The 14,522-nt window shown below is 65.0% G+C and carries 14 protein-coding genes and 1 pseudogene; 2 read left to right on the top strand and 13 right to left on the bottom strand.

The window, feature by feature from the left end; genetic code table 11:
- Positions 1–19: 19 nt before the first annotated feature.
- The 9 genes from AC27IO_RS06655 to AC27IO_RS06615 are packed head-to-tail and all read right to left on the bottom strand — an operon-like array spanning position 20 to position 8,439.
- Positions 20–631 (bottom strand): hypothetical protein, encoded by a 612-nt coding sequence (locus AC27IO_RS06655; protein ID WP_498738005.1) that lies wholly within the window; start codon positions 629–631, stop codon positions 20–22.
- The gene (gspM, locus tag AC27IO_RS06650; RefSeq protein ID WP_498738003.1) at positions 628–2,517 is read right to left on the bottom strand and encodes a type II secretion system protein GspM; all 1,890 of its coding nucleotides are present in this window, start codon (positions 2,515–2,517) and stop codon (positions 628–630) included. The genes AC27IO_RS06655 and gspM overlap by 4 nt, the downstream gene beginning before the upstream one ends.
- A 14-nt stretch (positions 2,518–2,531) precedes the next feature.
- Positions 2,532–3,341 carry a type II secretion system minor pseudopilin gene (locus tag AC27IO_RS06645; RefSeq protein ID WP_498738001.1) on the bottom strand — a complete coding sequence of 270 codons (810 nt, stop codon included), beginning with the start codon at positions 3,339–3,341 and terminating at the stop codon, positions 2,532–2,534.
- A gap of 47 nt (positions 3,342–3,388) precedes the next feature.
- On the bottom strand, positions 3,389–4,069 hold the full coding sequence (locus AC27IO_RS06640; RefSeq protein WP_284425340.1) for a prepilin-type N-terminal cleavage/methylation domain-containing protein: 681 nt from the start codon (positions 4,067–4,069) through the stop codon (positions 3,389–3,391).
- The gene (locus AC27IO_RS06635) at positions 4,066–4,473 is read right to left on the bottom strand and encodes a PulJ/GspJ family protein (protein WP_284425429.1); all 408 of its coding nucleotides are present in this window, start codon (positions 4,471–4,473) and stop codon (positions 4,066–4,068) included. The genes AC27IO_RS06640 and AC27IO_RS06635 overlap by 4 nt, the downstream gene beginning before the upstream one ends.
- On the bottom strand, positions 4,473–4,919 hold the full coding sequence (locus AC27IO_RS06630) for a GspH/FimT family pseudopilin (protein ID WP_498737998.1): 447 nt from the start codon (positions 4,917–4,919) through the stop codon (positions 4,473–4,475). The genes AC27IO_RS06635 and AC27IO_RS06630 overlap by 1 nt, the downstream gene beginning before the upstream one ends.
- A gap of 26 nt (positions 4,920–4,945) precedes the next feature.
- The gene (gene gspG / locus AC27IO_RS06625) at positions 4,946–5,401 is read right to left on the bottom strand and encodes a type II secretion system major pseudopilin GspG (RefSeq protein ID WP_092745333.1); all 456 of its coding nucleotides are present in this window, start codon (positions 5,399–5,401) and stop codon (positions 4,946–4,948) included.
- Positions 5,402–5,429: 28 nt separating this feature from the next.
- Positions 5,430–6,704 carry a type II secretion system F family protein gene (locus AC27IO_RS06620; RefSeq protein ID WP_284429713.1) on the bottom strand — a complete coding sequence of 425 codons (1,275 nt, stop codon included), beginning with the start codon at positions 6,702–6,704 and terminating at the stop codon, positions 5,430–5,432.
- Positions 6,697–8,439 carry a GspE/PulE family protein gene (locus tag AC27IO_RS06615; RefSeq protein ID WP_284413851.1) on the bottom strand — a complete coding sequence of 581 codons (1,743 nt, stop codon included), beginning with the start codon at positions 8,437–8,439 and terminating at the stop codon, positions 6,697–6,699. The genes AC27IO_RS06620 and AC27IO_RS06615 overlap by 8 nt, the downstream gene beginning before the upstream one ends.
- A 232-nt stretch (positions 8,440–8,671) precedes the next feature.
- On the opposite strand from AC27IO_RS06615, the gene AC27IO_RS06610 reads away from it, so the two are divergent.
- Positions 8,672–10,516 (top strand): hypothetical protein, encoded by a 1,845-nt coding sequence (locus tag AC27IO_RS06610; RefSeq protein ID WP_498737995.1) that lies wholly within the window; start codon positions 8,672–8,674, stop codon positions 10,514–10,516.
- Between the two features lie 48 nt (positions 10,517–10,564).
- Here AC27IO_RS06610 and rfbC read toward each other — a convergent pair whose 3' ends face one another.
- The 4 genes and pseudogenes from rfbC to rfbB form a co-directional block, all read right to left on the bottom strand.
- On the bottom strand, positions 10,565–11,110 hold the full coding sequence (gene rfbC, locus AC27IO_RS06605) for a dTDP-4-dehydrorhamnose 3,5-epimerase (protein WP_284425344.1): 546 nt from the start codon (positions 11,108–11,110) through the stop codon (positions 10,565–10,567).
- 119 nt (positions 11,111–11,229) lie between these two features.
- Complete coding sequence (rfbA, locus tag AC27IO_RS06600; RefSeq protein ID WP_272565182.1) at positions 11,230–12,114, bottom strand: glucose-1-phosphate thymidylyltransferase RfbA; 885 nt, start codon at positions 12,112–12,114, stop codon at positions 11,230–11,232.
- A gap of 24 nt (positions 12,115–12,138) precedes the next feature.
- Positions 12,139–13,029, bottom strand: a complete 891-nt coding sequence (rfbD, locus tag AC27IO_RS06595; protein ID WP_498737992.1) for a dTDP-4-dehydrorhamnose reductase — start codon at positions 13,027–13,029, stop codon at positions 12,139–12,141.
- Positions 13,026–14,132, bottom strand: a pseudogene (gene rfbB, locus AC27IO_RS06590) (dTDP-glucose 4,6-dehydratase). The gene rfbD and the pseudogene rfbB overlap by 4 nt, the downstream one beginning before the upstream one ends.
- 220 nt (positions 14,133–14,352) lie before the next feature.
- Here rfbB and AC27IO_RS06585 point away from each other — a divergent pair.
- Positions 14,353–14,522, top strand: a 170-nt coding sequence (locus AC27IO_RS06585; RefSeq protein ID WP_498738022.1) for a phasin family protein, incomplete at its 3' end; no start/stop codon positions are given.

The following is a 14,522-nucleotide window of genomic DNA, read 5'->3' as shown; positions in this document are numbered from 1 at the left end:
GGCGAAATGGTCTTTGCGCTCATTGAGCACGGCCACCGAATGTCGCGCGAGGAGGGGCAGAGGGACGGGCAGGCTGATCACCCCCTCTGCCAATCGATGTAGGAGCGCCAACAGGCGCAACCGGCGCCATGCCGGTATAAGCGGTTACTGCGGCACGGGGAAGTTGTAGAACACGGGTCTGGCCACCTTTGGCGAATGTAACGTTACGCCCGGCGATGGATTGAAGCGTCCAGCCGTCAACATTGTCGTTCAGCCGGGCGCGGCGATGTTTGCCTGCCACCTCAATAATGATCCCGCCTGCGCCGTCTCCAACGAACACGCCGGAAAGCCTTGCGGTGCTAAGGTTGTCGACAGGCGCTTCTTCACTGACCTTGGGTGGCGGGGGAGGAGGAGGAGGCCTGCGAGTGAAAGCAAATATTGGGCGATCCAGCATGGCAATGAATTGCCCGGTGTCCGCATTGGTGACACCAGGCAATGCCGGTAGCATGGCTGCAAAATCAGTTCGATGGGGCTCTGGCGGTTGCCAGTGCACATTGCGGACACTGCCATCCGTATCGACCCACATCCACCCCAAGAGGAGGAGCAAAGCCGCATTGACCAGCAGCAGCAGATGCAAGGTATAGCGCTTCATGTACGCTCCCGCAGAACACTGAGGCCAAATTGCGCTGACAGCCGGGGGGCGGCTTTCGGATCTGGGTTGCCGTAGCCTTGTATCTGAATATCCAGATCGTTGATGAGAATGATGGGCAACTGACTAGTGAGAACTGCCAAAGCGCTTTGAAGGGCCAGCATCTCACCTTCGGTGCGAACGGTTAAGGGGATCCGATCGAAACCCTTTTCATCTTTCGCAGGGAGCACCTGGCTGCTGATCACTTGCAGTCCAGCCGCACTGAAGATTTCCCTGATCCGCTGTTGAGCGGCATTACCCGTCTGATTGGCATCCTGTGACGCAGGATAGATATATTGCGTTCTCGCACCACTTGCGCTGGAAAGCAGCGCTTCGATATCAGCCCGCTGGGCCTCCAAGCCCAACAGGCGGGCATAGCGCGGCGCCATTTGCGCCAACTGCGCCTCTGCCTTTTGATGCTTCTCCTGAACGTACCAACCCAGCAGCGCCAGAGGAACAATCGCCAAAGCCACTGTGCAGAAGAGGATCACTCCTTCACGGGATGAGAGGCGTTTCATGGCGGGGTTCGGTTCGCAGAAGATGAAGAAGGACCGGCAGGGGCTTTTGCTGGGCTGCCGCCAAATGTAGGGGTGGCACCGCCAAAAAGCCGCCTTACCTGCCGCGGGGGCAGGCACCGCAGGTCCGGCGGTATTCGCTGCGGGCGTGGCCGGCACCATGGTTGTAGGAATCGCCGCCGAAGCCGCCGCACTACTTGCGCTTGATGCTGCAGCACTAGCCACAGCGTTTGCTGGCAAAGCAGGGATCACCGCCCCGGAAGCTGCTGCCGAGGAGGCTGCGCCCGGAGTATTGCCTGCCACACCAAAAACATGTGGATCCAGCATGAACTCGATGGCAAACATCTCCTTGGCAGAATTGCCCATACGGGTCGCAGCAGACGGCGCGCGGACCTCGCGCAGGCCGGGCTCGTTCCCAAGGAGTTGCATCAAAGCCGCTGCATTGTTGGTCAACCCCACAATGGTCACTTTGGCACCCTGAAGACGAAAGCTCTGAAGATAGGTGTCGTCCGGGAGCAGCTGAGTTAACTTGTCCAGCACCTTCAAAGGCTCAATGCGTGTACCGAGCACCTCCGACAACATGCCGATTTTTTCTGCGGACTGCATGAGCGCATCGCGCTTAGCAACGACCGGCGCCGTTCGTCGAGCAGCGTCTTGGTAGCTTTGTGCGGCCTCAATCGCACGCTCACGCAACTGAAGCGTTGGAGTCATGACAATGGCCACCGTTAGCAGGGCCATCACCGCCAGCAGCCCATAACCTGTCCGCCGCCATCTCAATGCATGGGCATGCCGCAAGCCTTCACCATAGCCTCGCATGACGATCGGACGCAGTTGGCTGCTACGCACCCAAACTTCAGGATCCGAGACACCGCCCAGTCGGGCTGCCTGCGACGCAAGATATTGCGCAACTTGTTTACGGGACGCCAAAGCCAGTTCGATCTTGGCACTGCCCGCCGGCGCATCGACCGTTTTGCCGCCCCAAACCAGATCCGAGTCTGAAAACGGACTGATGGCACGGACTTCCAAAGCCCCCGCCTTGACCACATCGGAGTCAGACATGGGAGGAAGGGTAAGGGTCCGGCGCAGCACAAGCTCTTCCGGCAATTCGACAGCGGTGAAGCTGGCTTTGATGGGGCCGGCCACCTTGGATTGCTTCTCATCGCCAAGCCAGAACGAAAGACCATCACCAGGGTGCAACAACACCACAGGCGCTGATGGCGTTAGCCAGGAAAACAATGGCCACGCGTGCATGCCCTGCCAAGGACTTCGGATTTCACGCCAAAGTGCGTGCAGATCGACTCCCAGAAAACGGGCATCGGAGGAAATGGAGGGCATGGTGACTCAGGGGTTTAACGTATCACGGGTTCAACGCTCGAACTGGTGCGAAAGGTATGCCACGGCACACCATCCTTAGCGCGGGCGTTGAAATCGATGCTGCGCGACACGCGCAGCCAGACACCGTCCGGCATGGGAACCCTTGCTTGGATTCGAACCCGCCGAACCGTCGAGTTATCTAAAAATGCGGGCTCCAATGCCGTGGTATCGATGCCCTCCGCCCCGGCCTCCCGTTCAGCCGCGATCCGCATGGCGACTGCAGCATTGCCTCCGGCGAGGACTGTCAACACTTCAACGGGGGCAGCCATCGGATTGACCATGCCGCGCCCACGTACATCTGCAGTGATGAGCGGAGAAAGTCTAGCATAGAGGGTGTAGTCGAATCCTGGCACCTTGAGCAGGTCTTCCTCTGATTCAAAACGCTGCGGAACACCTTGTGGATTGCGACGTTCCCGCATGTCCACCGTGGCTTGCGCAAGTCCCTGAGCGACATCAGGAGACACCCCTCCGGCCACGGCAATCAGTCTTGCCAACAAAGCGACGGGAGCGCCGTTGATATCGATCAGTCCGTTCAACGGCATGGCCTGGACCTGCATTGACACCCCTCTGTACGCGATCTGCGCCTGTCTAGTACGGTTCATTTGGGTGTTGGTGGCAACGATGGCCTGCAGTGCCAGTTGAATGGCGCCATCTCCCAGCGCCTGTGCTTGAACATTCTGACGCGACAAAGTCATCATTCGGGCTTCTTCGCGGACCGATTTGGTAAGTCCTGAAACGATGATCGTGAGGGCTGCAACCATCCAAAGTACGGCCAGCAAGGCCATACCAGATTGCGTCTTCTCACGAGAGTTACCCCGCCCACACCGGCTCATCAGTTGCTGCCTCCAAAAGTGGCACCATTACTGGCAGGGTCGCTAGAGGGCAATACCCGCAACGGAATAACGATGTCTGGCCACGCGGAGGACGACGTCGCGATTGCCATCGACACTCGCTGAGGAGTCCGGTCCACGATGGTCCATGGCGCGCCCCAGACAGGCGGCTCTTCATTGGGATCTTCGTAACGCAATGCGAAGCCGGTCACATCATCCACCAGCACGTAGCTTGCGGCCTGGCTCCAGTCTGGCAGCACGCCTCCTTCGATCCATGGCAAATACCGCAGAACCAGCGCACGTCCAGCCGGTTGGTCTACCACTCCCAGTCGAAAATGGTAGCGCCCCCCCAAACCGTAACGGGCGGGCATGATGCCGACCCACGCCATTTCGTCGGGGAGGCCCACGAAGAAATAAGGGCTCTCTCCGACGGAAATGACCGCTGCCCGTTTCTGCAGGGATATCCGCCCGAGAACCGAGCGCAGAAAGCCATTTGCGACCCTCAATTCGTCGGTTTGCAGCACCCGGCGATCCACACGCTCCTCAGTCTGCGCCGTCGTGCGCAAAGCAGAACCCAACGCCAGCATCACCAAGGACAACAAAGTAATGACCACAAGCAGTTCCACCAGCGTAAAGCCGCGTTGGCGAAATGCTCCGGAAAACCCGCGCTGCATCAGTCTCATCGTGCCCGTCCCGGCTCAGGGGGTTTTCGTTGAGGCCGCAATGTGTTGAGTTCAAAACTGCGCAAACGCACGCCATCCGACCATGAGATCATGATGTTGACTTCATGCAGCGGAGGGATGGCCGGCCCATTGAACTCCGTGGCGTAAGGCGCGGTGGTCAGGCGCCATTGATAGCCAGCAGACTCTCCCGATTGATTCAAGCCTTGTTCTGGTATGGCATCCCGCAGGGAGAGCAGCGACTCTGCCAGAACCACTGCACGCTGGTAGCGATCCACGTCCGCGACATTGCGGGCACTGCCTCCCATGGCGCGATAAAGCATACCCAGCGAAAGGGCCATGATGGCGAAAGCCACCAGCAACTCCAGCAAGGTAAGTCCTCGCTGGTGGCGGTGCCTACGCTGCATCATTGGGTGAGGGCCTCTTGGGTCACCCGCCCGGACAGCCAATCCACTCGCAATCGAGTTCCGACCCCAGGAGCTCGCAAGATCTCAATACTCCCCCCCGTCGCCCCACCGGCAGGGAGAAACCGGATCGCTGCTTGGCTCTGTGCATTCAACTCCGTACCAGCAACGATGGCACGCAACTGCAGGGGTTCAGGTAACGGCTTCAAGGCGAGGTCGTTGCCGTACATGCGATTCTTCAAGTCCACAGAGAACCGGACCTCGCGTCCTTCCGCCATGGCGGTGAAGCGCGCGGCTCGCATTTGGCTCATCATCGTGCGAACCGTGTCACGGTACTGCGCAGAGTCACGCAACCGCTCGAAGGCCAGCGGTGCCAAGCCGATCACGAGCGCCAGGATCGCGAACACGACCAGCAACTCGACCAGCGTAAAGCCGCGCTCGCGCCGCATGGCAGGACGCCTGGAGATGCAGGAGATCAGGGCGTGTTGCGGATGTCGGCCGCTTCGCCTTCACCGCCGGGGGCGCCATCGGAGCCAAGCGACAGGATCTCGATGCCGCCGTTCGGGCCCGGGTTGGCATAGCGGTAAGGATGGCCCCAGGGGTCAGAAGGCACGCCGCCCTTGAGGTAAGGGCCTGTCCAGCCGTTCACGGAGCCGGGGCGCTTCACCAGTGCCTCCAGGCCTTCTTCGGTCGAAGGGTAGCGGCCTACGTCGAGCTTGAACAACTCCAGCGACTTGTCCAGGTCGGCGATCTGCACACCGGCCGTCTTGGCCTTGGCGCCGCCCAGTTGGTTCAGCACGCGGGGACCGACCAAGCCGGCGAGCAGCGTCAGGATGGCCAGCACGACCAGCAATTCGATGAGGGTGAAGCCGCGGGCGGATTTACGTTGCATAGGGGTGCCACAGGAGCGGCCAGCACGGGAATGCGCCATGGAAGAGGACTCCTTGGACAAACAAAAATTATACGGCGAGGTCATTGATGGACAGGATCCCGAGAAGGATGGAAACAATGATGGCGGCAATCAAAATACCCAGCACCAGAATGAGCACCGGCTCCACCAGCGTGAGAAGGCGTTTGATACCGGTTTCGACTTCGCGGTTCAATATATTGGACAGCTCGAGCATCATCTGACCGATGCGGCCGGTTTCCTCGCCCACCCGGATCAGGTTGATCGCCAGCGGTTCGAAGATGCCCGTCGCGGAAACGGCCTGGACAACCTTGCCCCCTTCTTTCACGATGGGCGCGACACGGGACAGGGCCTGCTGCAAGACCGTGTTGCTGACGGTTTCGGTCGCAATGTGCAGGGCCGTCAGCATGGGCACGCCATTGCCGAGCAAGGTGCCCAGGGAGCGCGAGAACAGCGTGAGCTGGTATTTCAGCGCCAGACGCCCCATGAGCGGCAGCTTCAGCAGCCGCGCCTGCCACCATTGGCGCCCGGCGGGAGAGGCCGCCCAGCGGCGCACCATCAGCCCCAGGCCCAGCGCCACGATGCCGATGAACAGGCCGTAGCGCGTGAAGGCATGGCCCAGCGCCATGACGATCTGGGTCGGCATCGGGAGCGCATCGCCCATGTCGGTGAACAGCTTCTCGAACTGCGGCACGACGAAACCCAGCATGGCGATGAGCGACAGCACGGCCACGCCCAAAAGGATCGCGGGGTAGATGGTGGCGGAGATGACGCTGTCGCGCAGTGCGCGCTGCCGCTCCATGTGCTCCACGAGCCGCTCCAGCACCGACGACATCTGGCCGCTGGCTTCGCCCGAGCGGATCATGTTGATGTAGAAATCGCCGAACAGCTCGCGGTGCTGCGACAAGGCGCGGCTGAGCGGCGTGCCGCCCTTGACCGCGTCCAGAATGCCTTGCAGCAGCTCGGCCATGCTGGGTTTGTAGCTCATGTCGATGAGCACGCGCAACGCGTTGTCCAGGGCCAGTCCGGCCCGCAGCATGATGGACAGCTCGGAGGTGAGCGCGAGCACATCGGCCGCCTTGACCGGCCCCTTGCCGCTGCGCCCCTTGGGCACGGCGGCGGCCCCGATGGCCTCGTTGGCGGAGGCGGTGCCCATGGCACTGCTGGCGCCCGGACCGGCCGAAGCGCCGATCGAGTCGCTGATGGTCAATGGCGTGAGACCCTGCGCCCTGAGTTGCTTGAGCGCCTGGGCTTCGTTGATGGCCGTGAGCCGGCCCTCGGCCACCTTGCCCGAGGCGGCGGCGGCCCGCCAGACGTAATCAGGCATCGGCTTGGTCCTGCGTCACACGGGCGAGTTCGTCGAGCGTGGTCATGCCGGCGGCCACCTTGCGCAGCCCGTCCTCGTACAGGTTGAGCATGCCGCCCTGCGCCGCCAGCGCATTGAGCGCGTTGGCATCGCGGCCTTCGATGATGGCGCGGCGCATGGGCTCGTCCAGCACGAACAGTTCATGGATGCCGGTCCGGCCCCGGTAGCCGGAACCTCGGCAGTGCTCGCACCCCACGGCCCGGTAGATGGCCTGGCCGACGCCGCTGAAGCGCGCCAGCCCCGTGCTCTGGCGCACGTCCTCGCCCGGCTCGAAAGGCTCCTTGCACTGGCCGCACAGCGTGCGCACCAGGCGCTGGGCCAGCACGCCGTTGACGGCGGAGGTGATGAGGTAGCCCTCCACACCCATGTCCTTCATCCGGATCACGGCGCCGGCGGCCGTGTTCGTGTGCAGGGTGGAGAGCACCAGGTGCCCCGTGAGCGCCGATTGCACGGCGATCTGGGCGGTTTCGCCGTCGCGCATTTCGCCGATCATGATGATGTCGGGGTCCTGGCGCAGGATGGAGCGCAGCGCGTTGGCAAAGGTCAGGTTGATCTGCGGATGCACCTGGATCTGGTTGATGCCTTCCAGCTGGTACTCGACCGGGTCCTCCACCGTGATGATCTTGTTGGCCCCCGCATCGATCTTCGACAAGGCCGCATACAGCGTGGTCGTCTTGCCCGAACCCGTCGGGCCGGTGACCAGCAAGATGCCGTGGGGCCGTGCGAGCAGGCTGTTGAACCGCTCCAGCGTGTCCTTCTCGAAACCCATGGTTTCCAGCTGCAGGCGCACGCTCGCCCGGTCCAGCACCCGCATCACCACGCTTTCGCCGTGCACGGTGGGCACGGTGGACACCCGCAGATCGAGCTCGCGGCCCTTGACGCGCGTCTTGATGCGGCCGTCCTGCGGCAGGCGGCGCTCGGCAATGTCCAGGTGGGCCAGCAGCTTGACCCGCGAGTTCACGGCGGCGCTCAGGCGCGGCGGCACCAGTTCGCCCGCATGGATCACGCCGTCCACCCGGTAGCGAACGTGCAGTCCGTCGTCGAACGGCTCCAGGTGGATGTCCGAGGCGCGCAGATCGATCACACGGCCGATGATGGCGTTCACCAGGCGGATGACAGGCGCTTCGCTGGCCAGGTCCTTCAGATGCTCGACGAAGTCGCCGCCATCGGAGCCATCGCCGAAACCGTCGTCGGCCTCGTCGTCTTCGGCACCCTGCTCCACCACGGGCTCGGACAGGGCTTTCTCGATGTCGCTGTCCAGCGCCAGGTGCGGAACGATCACATGGCCCGTGGCCAGATGCAGCGCCTTGACGACGAACGCATCCTGCGGAACGGCCATTGCCACGTGCATGCGGCCTTCGCTGACCTGCAGCGGATACACGCTGTTGGCGTGCAGGAATTCCGGCAGCAGCCCCTCGACCTCGGGCATGAGTTCGGGAAACTCGCCAGCCGGCACGATGGATATCCCCAGCTGGCGCGACAGCGACTGGATCACGTCCAGCTCGGACACCAGCCCCAGCCGCACCAGCACGCGGCCCAGCAGTCCGCCCATTTCCTGCTGCGCGGAGAGGGCGCGCTCCAGGTCGCGGGCGCTCAGCTTGCCCGACTGGACAAGCAGCTCTCCCAGCGGAGGACGCGGCGCGGGCGTCGCGTCTGCCAGCGGTTCGATGCGGTCGGGAAGGGTATTCGTCGTCATGGAGGTGTGGGATGGCGCCGCGAGCGGCGTTGCGCGCCCTCGGGCGCGCGCAATGGGGCCCAAGTGTAGCCGCGACGGCCTGGGGCCCACTCCCGCCAAAGCCATGGCCTTTGCACACCCCGCGGGCCAGCCGGGCCTTCGCTTAAAGTCGCGGGCCTCCCCCGATCAATTGATGCGACTGCCCGCCCCGCCCATGCAAAACCCTCCCAGACGGACTGCCCTGCACGTTTCCATGGCCCTCGCGGCCCTGGGTGTTCTTCTGGCCGGTGCGGGCGGCCTGGCGCTGCTCCAGCCGCATGCGCCTGCGCATCCGCTCCGTGCGGATCGCCTGCTGCTGGCCCCGATGGTCAGCGTCATCGAGCCCTGCGTGCTCTCGCCCGAAACCCTGCCGGCCGCGATGCAGGACCTGGCCGAGCGCTGCCAGGGCCCGCAGGGCTCGGCCGCCGCGCTCATCGAATCCACGCTGAAAACGCTGCAGCCCACGGAGCCGCCATCACCCCGTGAAGCCCTGGGCTACACCCTGCCCGTGCCGCTGCTGCGCCTTTTCCACCAGACGGCGGACGGGGACTGGCGCATCGACGACGAGAAAGTGGGGCGCCTGGTGCGCACGTTGCGCGACACGCCCCGGCCGGCGATCCTCTACCTGTTCTCCACGCATTTCTCGGCGGAGGCACCGATCGAGGCCGCGCTGGCCGCCGACCCTGCCAATATGGGCCACACCCGGGATGGGGCATTGGGCACCGACGACTATTACGACTCCAAAGTCTTCAACTGGACGTTCGCCAACACCCGCAACACCCTGACGCAGCGGCGCGCACAGGCCATGCAGGCCGTGCTGGACGCGGCCTGCCAGCTGCCAGCGCAGGACCGCGCCAAGATCCGGGGCATCACGCTGCTGGGGGAACTGCACCACCTGTTTCCCAATTTCCAGGCGGGCATGGGCTTCGATGGCGCCTACCGGGTGACCGACTACAGCGCGGCCTCGGTCGAAGGGTTTAGGCACCACCTGCAGGCCGAATTCGGCCGCATCGAGGCGCTCAACCGTGCCGTGGGCGGCGACTACGCAGCGTTGTCCGAGGTGGAGCCCCCATCCCGCGACATACGCACCGAGCCGCTGCGCCGCTACACCGAGCACATCGATGCGTTCGCGCAGGGCAGCCTGCCCATTTCGGGCTGGGCGCATGTGGAAGGCGCCACCCCGGAGCACCCGGCCTGGATCCACATCTACCGCAACGGCCGCCTGGTGGGCAAGACCGCCGTGCGGCTGGGGCGGCAGGACGTGCTGGCGGCCAAGCCGGAGTTCGGAGACGCCAACACCGGCTGGCGCATGGACCTGGATTTCCGGCGCCTGCCGGCCGGGGTGCACCGGTTGGACATCTTCCTGGAAACGCGGCCGGGCGCCCTCACCCACCTGGGCCGCCGCGACGTGGCCATCATGGACCGGCAGCAGAGCACGCCACAGCCGCAGCCCCAGGCAGCGCTGCCGGCCAGCACGCCTGCCGGGCCCGGCGTGCAGGCGCACATCGACACGCCGCGGGACGCGTCGTCGTACTACTACAACCCGCTCGTGCCCCTGTGGCATGCCTTTCGCGCGAAGCAGGTGGTCGACTATCTGCGGTATTTCGATGGCGAGGTGGCACGCTCGTGCCTGGCGGACGTGCCCCGCTACACCCACCAGATCGTGCCGTTCACGAACCCGGGCTGGGACGAGAACAAGTTCGCGATCCAGGCATCGCTGCGGCCGCTGGGCTCCATCCGGCTGGGCGTGAGCCTGTACGGCGAGCCGACCTACGGGCATTCTTACTTCGACTGGCTGGGCCACAGCGGCCACACCCGCTACGGCATCACCGAGTTCCATCCCTTGAAGGCGATGGACGCGGCCGCCCTGCAGCGCGTGTTCGATGCCCATGCAGAGCGGGGTGCGGACTTTCTCTCGTTCTTCGCCGAGCCGCGCTGGCATGGCACCCTGGTGCCCCGGGGGCACAACATGTTCTCGTTCGATCCGGACAACCCGAAGTTCGGCTCCGACCACCTGTACCGGGCCACGCAGCAGACGCTGGCGCCCAAGGGCCCGTGAGCCGCTGCGGACCGGGCCCTGCCCCGCACAGCCCGCCGCAGGCGTCAGTCAGTCAAACACCTCGGCCTGGTGGAGCGGCAGGCCCTTCATGTCCTTGGCGGACAGGCTGGGCTCGCCGTCGAAGCGCCAGTCGATCGCCAGGGCGGGATCGTTCCAGGCGATGCAGCGCTCATGCTCGGGGGCGTAGTAGTCGGTGGTCTTGTAGAGGAAATCCGCGCTCTCGCTGAGCACCACGAAGCCATGGCCGAAGCCGGGCGGCACCCACATCTGGCGCTGGTTTTCCTCGCTCAGCTCCTCGCCCGTCCATTGGCCGAACGTGGGCGAACTCTTGCGCAGGTCCACCGCCACGTCGAACACCGTGCCGCGCACCACGCGCACGAGCTTGCCCTGGGGCTGGCGCAACTGGTAATGCAGGCCCCGCAGCACGCCGCGGGCGCTGCGGCTGTGGTTGTCCTGCACGAACGCATGGCGCGTGCCGGTGGCCTCGTCGAAGGCACGCTGGTTGAAGCTCTCGAAGAAAAAGCCCCGGGCATCGCCGAACACCTTGGGTTCGAGGACGACGACATCGGGCAGGCGGGTGGGAATGACGTTCATGGAGGAATTGCCAACAACGAAAGAAAGAAGAAAACCGGCGGAAGAAGAGGACACGCGCGACGGACGCCAGCCTGGCGCGGCGGCGCGCCGGGCCTGTTGCGATCCTCGCGCTACTCGCGCTACTCGCGCGGCTCCCGCAGCAGCCGCTGCAGGTACTGGCCGTAGCCGTTCTTGGCCAGGGGCTGCGCCAGCCGGGCCAGCTGGGCATCGTCGATGAAGCCGTTGCGCCAAGCGATTTCCTCGGGGCAGGCGATCTTCAGGCCCTGCCGGTGCTCCAGCGTCGCGATGAACTGCCCGGCTTCCAGCAGGCTTTCATGCGTGCCGGTGTCGAGCCAGGCATAGCCACGGCCCATGATCTCGACGTGCAGCGCGTCCTGCTCCAGGTAGAGGCGGTTCAGGTCGGTGATTTCGAGTTCGCCCCGGGCGGACGGCTTCAGGCGCTTGGCCAGTTCCACCACCTGCGCGTCGTAGAAGTACAGGCCGGTCACGGCATAGCTGGACTTCGGGGCCTTGGGCTTTTCCTCGATGGACAGCACCTTGCCGCGGGCATCGAACTCGGCCACGCCGTAGCGCTCGGGGTCCTGCACGTGGTAGGCGAAGACGCTGGCCCCCTCCTCGCGCTGCAGCGCGCTGCGCAGCAGGTCCTCGAAATCGTGCCCGTGGAAGATGTTGTCGCCCAGCACCAGGGCGCTCGGGCTGCCCGCCAGGAATTCCTCGCCGATGAGAAACGCCTGGGCCAGCCCATCGGGGCTGGGCTGCACGGCGTAGCGCAATTGAATGCCCCACTGGCTGCCGTCGCCGAGCAACTGCTCGAAGCGCGGGGTGTCCTGGGGCGTGCTGATGACCAGGATCTCCCGGATGCCCGCCAGCATCAGCGTGCTGAGCGGGTAATAGATCATGGGTTTGTCGTACACCGGCAGCAATTGCTTGCTGATGGCGAGCGTGGCCGGGTGCAGGCGGGTGCCCGAACCTCCGGCGAGGATGATGCCCTTGCGTGCGGTCATGTGGTGCTCTCTCTGCCCTGGGTGCTAAAGGATTTCGGCCAGCATGCGCGAGACGCCCGCCTGCCAATGCGGCAGAACGAGGCCGAACGTGGATTGCAGCCGGCGGGTGTCGAGCCGCGAATTGTGCGGGCGCACGGCCGGCGTGGGAAACGCGCTCGTCGGCACGGCCGCCACGTCGTTGGCTACTATTTTTATAGCACCACCCCCTAGTGCCGATTGCGCCAGGACGTATTTTGCATAGGCATGCCAGTTGGTCTCGCCCCCGGCCACCAGGTGGTAGAGCCCGGCATCCTCGGGGCGCCGCTCCAGGTGGCGCAGGGCATGCGCCGTGACGTCGGCGATCAGGTCGGCGCCGGTGGGGGCGCCCCACTGGTCGTCGATGACCGTCAGGCGCTCGCGCTCCTGGGCCAGGCGCAGCATGGTCTTGGCGAAATTGCCGCCGCGGGCGGCGTAGACCCAGCTGGTGCGCAGGATGAGGTGGCGGGCCCCGCTCTGCTGGATGAGCCGCTCTCCCTCGAGCTTGGTGCGGCCATAGACGGACAGCGGCGCCGGCGTGTCGGTCTCCACCCAGGGGCGGTCGCCGCTGCCGTCGAAGACATAGTCGGTGCTGTAGTGCACCAGCCAGGCCCCGCTGCGCGCGGCCTCCTCGGCCAGGACGCCCGGCGTGGTGGCGTTGAGCGTGCGTGCGAACTCCGGCTCGCTCTCGGCCTTGTCCACGGCCGTGTGGGCGGCCGCATTCACGATGACGTCGGGGCGCAGCGCGCGCACGGTGTCCACGATGCCGGCGGGATCGGCGAAGTTGCCGCAATGGTCGGTGCTGTCGTGGTCCAGCGCCGTCACGGTACCCAGCACCGACAGGCTGCGCAGCAGCTCCCAGCCGACCTGGCCGCCCTTGCCGAAAAGCAGGATGTTCATGCGCTGGCCGCCACGGCGTTCGGTGCCGCAGCGGCTGCGCCGGGCACGGCCTGGTACTGCGTCTGCACCCATTCGCGGTAGGCGCCGCTGGTCACGGCCGCCACCCACTCGGGGTTTTCGAGGTACCACTGCACCGTCTTGCGGATGCCCGTCTCGAAGGTTTCGGCGGGCTTCCAGCCCAGTTCGCGTTCGATCTTGCGGGCGTCGATGGCATAGCGCCGGTCGTGGCCCGGGCGGTCCTGCACGTAGTGGATCTGCGCGGCATAGCTCTGGCCGTCGGCGCGCGGGCGCAGTTCGTCGAGCAGGGCGCACACCGTGCGCACGATCTCGATGTTGGGCTTTTTCGTTCCAGCCGCCCACGTTGTAGGTTTCGCCCAGTGCACCGCCTTGCAGCACGCGGCGGATGGCGCTGCAGTGGTCCTTGACGTAGAGCCAGTCGCGGATCTGCATGCCGTCGCCGTACACCGGCAGCGGCTTGCCCGCCAGGGCGTTCACGATCATCAGCGGATGAGCTTTTCCGGAAAGTGGTACGGCCCGTAGTTGTTGCTGCAGTTGGTGGTGAGCACCGGCAGGCCGTAGGTGTGGTGCCAGGCGCGCACCAGATGGTCGCTCGCGGCCTTGCTGGCCGAATAGGGGCTGTTGGGCTCGTAGGCATCCGTTTCGGCGAAGGCCGGATCGCTGGCCGACAGCGTGCCGTACACCTCGTCGGTGGAGACGTGCAGGAAGCGGAACGCGGCCTTCTCGCCCTCCGGCAACGCCAACCAGTGGTGCCGTGCGGCCTCCAGCAGGCGGAAGGTGCCGACCACGTTGGTCTGGATGAAGTCCTCCGGCCCGTGGATGGAGCGGTCCACATGCGACTCGGCGGCGAAGTTGACGATGGCGCGGGGCTTGTGCTCGGCCAGCAACCTGGCCAGCAGGGCCGTGTCGCCGATGTCGCCTTGCACGAAGACATGCCGGGGATCGCCCTGCGCGCTCGCCAGGTTCTGCAGGTTGCCTGCGTAGGTGAGCTTGTCCAGGTTGACCACGGGCTCGTCGCCCGAAGCCAGCCAGTCCAGAACGAAGTTGGCGCCGATGAAGCCTGCGCCGCCGGTGACAAGAATCATGGGATGGGGGGTCGCGCGAAGGCGCCGCTGTGTCAAAGCGGCGGATTATCCCATCGCGTGCCGGGGCCCTGTTACGAGCCGCAGCGGGCCCGCCGCGCCGTTTAGGGGGCGCACACTACCCACGGCGCGCGCAGCGCACGTAAAGTCTCGAGCCGATGCCGCAGCAAATCATCCGGTCCGCGCGGCGCCGTTGCACCACTTGCCCCAAGGAAAGCCATCCATGCCCCGATCCACCAAAAACCCCGACGCACCGGACGACGCCGACCCGGCCGGCAGCGGCCCGTTCTACGGCAGCAAGGCGCGCGACTCCGCGCAGCAGATCTGGCAGGCGGGCCTGGGCGCGTTCGCCAAGGCGCAGCAGGAAGGCAGCAAGGTGTTCGAGGCGCTGGT

The sequence above is a fragment of the Acidovorax sp. KNOB132 genome (assembly GCF_057541515.1).
The sequence above is the reverse complement of the archived record's forward strand: the minus strand, read 5'-3'. Positions and strand labels throughout refer to the sequence as shown.

What these genes read in the sequence shown, in the direction of transcription:
- AC27IO_RS06655 (WP_498738005.1), bottom strand. Translation starts at nt 631, where the DNA reads ATGAAGCGCTATACCTTGCATCTGCTGCTGCTGGTCAATGCGGCTTTG.
- gspM (WP_498738003.1), bottom strand. Translation starts at nt 2,517, where the DNA reads ATGCCCTCCATTTCCTCCGATGCCCGTTTTCTGGGAGTCGATCTGCAC.
- AC27IO_RS06645 (WP_498738001.1), bottom strand. Translation starts at nt 3,341, where the DNA reads ATGGCCTTGCTGGCCGTACTTTGGATGGTTGCAGCCCTCACGATCATC.
- AC27IO_RS06640 (WP_284425340.1), bottom strand. Translation starts at nt 4,069, where the DNA reads ATGAGACTGATGCAGCGCGGGTTTTCCGGAGCATTTCGCCAACGCGGC.
- AC27IO_RS06635 (WP_284425429.1), bottom strand. Translation starts at nt 4,473, where the DNA reads ATGCAGCGTAGGCACCGCCACCAGCGAGGACTTACCTTGCTGGAGTTG.
- AC27IO_RS06630 (WP_498737998.1), bottom strand. Translation starts at nt 4,919, where the DNA reads ATGCGGCGCGAGCGCGGCTTTACGCTGGTCGAGTTGCTGGTCGTGTTC.
- gspG (WP_092745333.1), bottom strand. Translation starts at nt 5,401, where the DNA reads ATGGCGCATTCCCGTGCTGGCCGCTCCTGTGGCACCCCTATGCAACGT.
- AC27IO_RS06620 (WP_284429713.1), bottom strand. Translation starts at nt 6,704, where the DNA reads ATGCCTGATTACGTCTGGCGGGCCGCCGCCGCCTCGGGCAAGGTGGCC.
- AC27IO_RS06615 (WP_284413851.1), bottom strand. Translation starts at nt 8,439, where the DNA reads ATGACGACGAATACCCTTCCCGACCGCATCGAACCGCTGGCAGACGCG.
- AC27IO_RS06610 (WP_498737995.1), top strand. Translation starts at nt 8,672, where the DNA reads ATGGCCCTCGCGGCCCTGGGTGTTCTTCTGGCCGGTGCGGGCGGCCTG.
- rfbC (WP_284425344.1), bottom strand. Translation starts at nt 11,110, where the DNA reads ATGAACGTCATTCCCACCCGCCTGCCCGATGTCGTCGTCCTCGAACCC.
- rfbA (WP_272565182.1), bottom strand. Translation starts at nt 12,114, where the DNA reads ATGACCGCACGCAAGGGCATCATCCTCGCCGGAGGTTCGGGCACCCGC.
- rfbD (WP_498737992.1), bottom strand. Translation starts at nt 13,029, where the DNA reads ATGAACATCCTGCTTTTCGGCAAGGGCGGCCAGGTCGGCTGGGAGCTG.